The 4586-nt window shown below is 66.2% G+C and carries 3 protein-coding genes and 2 pseudogenes; 1 reads left to right on the top strand and 4 read right to left on the bottom strand.

The genetic code is table 11. From position 1 onward, the window contains the following. The 4 genes and pseudogenes from ACLQI9_RS22440 to ACLQI9_RS22425 form a co-directional block, all read right to left on the bottom strand. Positions 1–767 (bottom strand): annotated as a pseudogene (locus tag ACLQI9_RS22440) (cytochrome P450); the annotation flags it as partial. Beyond that, on the bottom strand, positions 760–2304 hold the full coding sequence (mhpA, locus tag ACLQI9_RS22435) for a bifunctional 3-(3-hydroxy-phenyl)propionate/3-hydroxycinnamic acid hydroxylase MhpA (protein ID WP_442392222.1): 1545 nt from the start codon (positions 2302–2304) through the stop codon (positions 760–762). The pseudogene ACLQI9_RS22440 and the gene mhpA, both read right to left, overlap by 8 nt. Continuing rightward, on the bottom strand, positions 2301–3239 hold the full coding sequence (locus ACLQI9_RS22430; protein WP_442392221.1) for a fumarylacetoacetate hydrolase family protein: 939 nt from the start codon (positions 3237–3239) through the stop codon (positions 2301–2303). Before ACLQI9_RS22430 ends, mhpA begins: the two co-directional genes overlap by 4 nt. Further along, positions 3236–4369 (bottom strand): VOC family protein, encoded by a 1134-nt coding sequence (locus ACLQI9_RS22425; protein WP_442392220.1) that lies wholly within the window; start codon positions 4367–4369, stop codon positions 3236–3238. Before ACLQI9_RS22425 ends, ACLQI9_RS22430 begins: the two co-directional genes overlap by 4 nt. 105 nt (positions 4370–4474) lie before the next feature. Here ACLQI9_RS22425 and ACLQI9_RS22420 point away from each other — a divergent pair. Beyond that, a pseudogene (locus ACLQI9_RS22420) lies at positions 4475–4586 on the top strand (TetR/AcrR family transcriptional regulator); the annotation flags it as partial.

Below are 4586 nucleotides of genomic sequence, written 5' to 3'. Positions count from 1 at the left end.
TGGTCGGGATGCAAAGCAAAGAGCGCCAGCGCACTGGCGATTCCGCTGATCGTGGTGTCCAGCGACGGAACAAGGTAGTCGATCATCAGCGCCGAGCACTCCGTGTGAGCTAGTTCCCCGGCGTCGGCGGCGGCGAGGATGTCATGACCCATGCTGCCGTCCATCACAGAGCGGTGGCGCACCACGTCCTTGGAGAAGCGCAGCATCTGTAGACTGGCCCGCACCGACTTGAGGGCATTGCGGTTGAGCGGGCCAAGCACATCGAATGTGGCTCCGCCCCAACGTAGCAGGTGCTGGCGGCGGTCCTCCGGCCAGCCGACGAGATCGGGCACCACCGAAAGCGGCAGCGCGGTCGCCAGATCGTTGACACCGTCCACGCGTTGACGTCGCACGGCCGCGGCGACCAGCTGCTCGGCCTGGCGGTTGACGGTGTCGCTCATCGTCCGCAAGGCCCGTGGCAGCAGCCGGTGCGCGACGAGCTTGCGCCGCTGGTCGTGTTGGTAACCGTCGCTGTTGAGCGTTGTGCCGCGAGACAGCCGATTGAAGACACCGTTCAGCCCGACCCCTTCGCCGGAGACGAAGGTCGTGTCGTCGCGCAGCACTGCTTTGCACTCGGCATAGCGCGGCAAGGCGTAGACCCGCTGCCTGCTCAGCCACACCACCCGCCCCAGTCGGCGCAGGCGCGCGTAGTGCGGGTGCGGGTGCAGGATCGCCCGCGCCGAGTACAGGTCAGGTTCGTAGGCCGGGACTGCGGCGGGCCTACGCATCGGCGCCGGTATCCGCGGGTGGCGCGAAAACCGGCACCGCGCGGCAGACTTCCGCCAGATCACGGCTCGCACATAGCACCGTCCGATCCGGCCGCACCACCGCTGCCCTGGCCCGACCGGCCTGCAGCCACAGCGCCAGTTCCGTGCCGGGATGAGCCGCCACGACGACGGCGCCACGGCGGGTCATCTCGTCCTGCTGCGACGGGCTGGGCGCGGCGGACATGATCACCGCGAACCTGCCGCCGACGACCGCGTCGAGACGTTTACCGTCGACCAGAACAGGATTCGGGCACAACCCGCCCGCCAGCTGCCGCCGTCCGGGTGATTTCAGTACCAGCTCGCTGCTGTGCAACGCGGGCGTCGTGCTGTCGACGATCTTCTCCCGCACCCCGGGGATCAGATGCAGGCGCGGAACCACCACACGGCGGAGCAGATTGCCCGCCCCGCCGCCCGCCGTCATGGCCGTGCCCATCGCGAGCGCGAACCGGATCATGTACCGCACGTGCGGCATACGCTCCTGCTCATAGGTGTCGAGCACACTCTCCGGCAACCAACCGCTGACCACGCCGGCAAGCTTCCACGCGAGGTTCATCGCGTCGCGCAGCCCCGCGCACAGGCCCTGGCCGATGAACGGCGGTGTCAGGTGCGCAGCGTCGCCAAGAATGAACATGTTGTCACGGCGCCAGCTGTTCGCCACCTGCGCGCGGAACGTGTACTCGCCGACGCGCACGAGCTCCAGCTGTTGTGGCGCAACGCCTCCTACCCACGGCCGGATCAGCGGGTAAAGCGCCGCCATGGTGTTGTAGTCGTCGGCCGTCTCGTCCGGCAGCAGCCGAAACTCCCACCGGTAGCGGGTATCGCCGATCCGCATGTAGGTGGCCGCTCGATGCGGATCGCACACCTGATGGACCCCCTCCCACTGATTCAGCTCTGCGGTCGTCGCCACATCGACCACGAGCCAACGCTGCTGGAACTTCAAGTCCTCCATGTGTGCGCCGATCGCGGTGCGGACCAGGCTGTTGGCGCCGTCGCAGCCGAGTAGATACCGCGTCTCGACGCGGTGCTCCTCACCGCTGACCCGATCGGTAAACGTGACCTGCACTCTGTCGGCCCCGATCTGAACCGCTTCGGTCACCTCAGCATTGCCCCGGAGAACGGCGTGCGGGTAATGCTTCAGGTTCGCCCGCAACAGCGCCTCGAACTCCGGCTGGTCAAACATGTTCGCCTGCGGGAAGCCGTTAGCGCTTTCGGCGCACTCCCGGCGAAACTCCGCGAGTACCCGCGCGTTTCGGTCCCGCAGCTGCACACCACGCGCCGGTCGGGAGATCGCCGCGAACTCGTCGGCAATGCCCAATCCCGCAATTAGGCGGTATATTTCGTCGTCGAGATGAACGGCACGCGGCTGTGGGTAGACGTCCTCCCAGCGGTCGAGGACAAGACAGTCGACGCCATACTGCGCAAGCTTCGTTGCCGCGGTGATCCCGGTCGGCCCCGCGCCGACGATCACCACCGGGACGAAGTTCGGGTTCTCGGTCATGAGTACCTCACCACGTTGCGTTGCGCGCCGAGATCGATCTTACCGTCGGCGGTTCCGATGGCGGCCTCGACGACGTCGCCGTCGTGCAGGTACTTGGTGTTTTTGGCCTGGCCGGCGAAGAACATCTTCCACTTGACGTCGTCCGGCAACAGACCCACGAGCTTCTGCACCGGCTTCGGCGGCGCAGACAGCGCCGTCCCGACCGGGGTGCCGGTGATCACCAGGTCGCCCGCGGACAGCTCCTGGAACAGCGCCAGTGCCGCAAGGGCCTGGACGGGCCGATAGATCATGTCGCCGTCGACCGTGCTGTCTTGACGCGGTTCGCCGTTGACGCGCAGCTGCAGCCGCAGTTCGCCGAAGCGACCGAGCTCGTCGGCGTCAAGCAGCACCAGCGCCGGCCCGACCGGCGTGAACGTCGGGTACGACTTGGACTCGTAGAACTGGGTTTTGGTCAGCTGCACATCGCGCGCCGACACGTCGTTGGTCACCACGAGACCGCAGATGTAGTCGGCCAGGTTGTCGGCGGTGATCGCGGTGCCGACGGGGATGTGGCGACCGATCACCAAACCGATCTCTACCTCGTAGTCGAGCAGGCGGACATGCGCAGGCTTGACGATGTCGTCGACAGGCCCGGCGATCGACCCCGACGCCTTGCGAAAAAACGTGAGCGGCACCTTCTTCGGGTCACCTCCGGTGTCCTTGACGTGCGACGCGAAGTTGGTCATCTGCGCGACGACGCGGCACGGCTTCGTCACCGGCGACAGCAGTTCGAGGCTGCTCACCGGCACCGTCTCCGTGCTCGCAGCGGCCCCCTTGATCGCCGGGCGGTCGGCCAGCAGCTGCGCCGTCGTGGTTGCGTCGGTGTCGACCTTGGCCACGGCGTCGGAGCTACCCGCCCACCAGCCGTCGGCAGTGCGATAGATGGAAATTGTCATGAGCGTGCCACTTTCAGGAGTCCCCGCAGGCGGGTGATGTCGAATTCGTTGTCCTCACGGATCGCGGTCACCATCGACCGCAGTTCGCGAACGGCTTCCCGGCTGGGTGTGATGCCGAGAAAATCCTTGGTCGCCGGCGGTCCCCACTGCGCCAGACCCGACGCGGTGAATGGCGCCCATCCCGGTTCGAGGGTGTTGTCGAACATGTCCCCGTCGCTGAAGTGCTCGACCAGGAACCCGTCGGGATCGCGCCAGTAGTCGAAGATCTGGCTGCCCTGGATATGCCTGCCGATCCCCCACGACCGGTGATACCCCAACTCGCGCAAGTATTCGCCGCCCGCTGCGATCGCGTCCAGATCGCACGCCTGATACGCGGAGTGCACATAGCGGTTCGACGGGCCCAACGCCAGCGCCAGCGTGTGGTGGTCGCTGGGTGTCGATCCGCGGTCGCACCGGATGAAGCTCATCGCCGGGCCGCGGTCACGCTGGCCGGGGTAATACATGAAATCGCTGACGATCAACCCGAAGTGGTCGAGGTACCAGTTCAGCGTCTGGATGTACTTCGTGCTCTGCAGCACGACATGCCCTAACCGCTGCACGCGAGCCGGCTCGCGCGGCGGCCGCTGGACGGCGTTGGTGCGCCGCAACTCATGCCCGAAGTTGAAGGTGTGCGGCGGTTGTGCGGGAAGCTCGGCCAACTCGTGCGTCCCAGCGACGACGCGGACCGGAATCCCGCTGGGATCGGTCAGTTCTACCGCGACGCCGCCTATGGCCTCTGGCAGCGTGCGAATGTTTCTCCCGGTCGCGCCGGCGAGCCGCTCGACGTCGGCCTTGCTCTGTGCGGCGAACGCCGTGCCGACGAAGCGCGAGCGCGGCCCGCGCCGGACGATCACGGAGGGTGATCCGGCATCGGTGCCGCGCAGCTGCAGCTCGTCGGCGGTGTGCAGCACGGTGGTGAAACCGAACGCCCGCGCGAAGGCTTCCGCGCGGACCAGGTCGGGTTTCTGGAATTCCAGCCAGGCCAGATCGCGGACCTTGATCAGCGGGTTGCGGGAGCGTCCGGGGTGCTCTTCGCGCAGGGCCCCTTGGTCGCTGTGCAGGTCTTTGTGGGCGTCGACGGGTGCGGCCACGGTGTCTCCTTCGCTTGACTGACGATATCGTCACTTATTTGAGGCTCGCTGTCAAGACTTTCTGACGAAATTCTCAATATTGATATTTTTTGCTAACATCTGCGCATGACCGCGGCACAACCACTTGCCAACAACCGCCTGGAACGGCGCAAGATGCGCACTCGCGCGGCACTCATCCGCGCCGCACAAACTTTTGTCGCGGCCGGCAAACTCAACG

Origin of the sequence: Mycobacterium sp. (assembly GCF_052143115.1) — a bacterium.
GTDB lineage: Bacteria > Actinomycetota > Actinomycetes > Mycobacteriales > Mycobacteriaceae > Mycobacterium.
This window is presented reverse-complemented; position numbering and strand designations above follow the sequence as displayed.

Bases quoted from the DNA above. Each gene is read 5' to 3' on its own strand.
- mhpA (WP_442392222.1), bottom strand. From the start codon at position 2,304: ATGACCGAGAACCCGAACTTCGTCCCGGTGGTGATCGTCGGCGCGGGG.
- ACLQI9_RS22430 (WP_442392221.1), bottom strand. From the start codon at position 3,239: ATGACAATTTCCATCTATCGCACTGCCGACGGCTGGTGGGCGGGTAGC.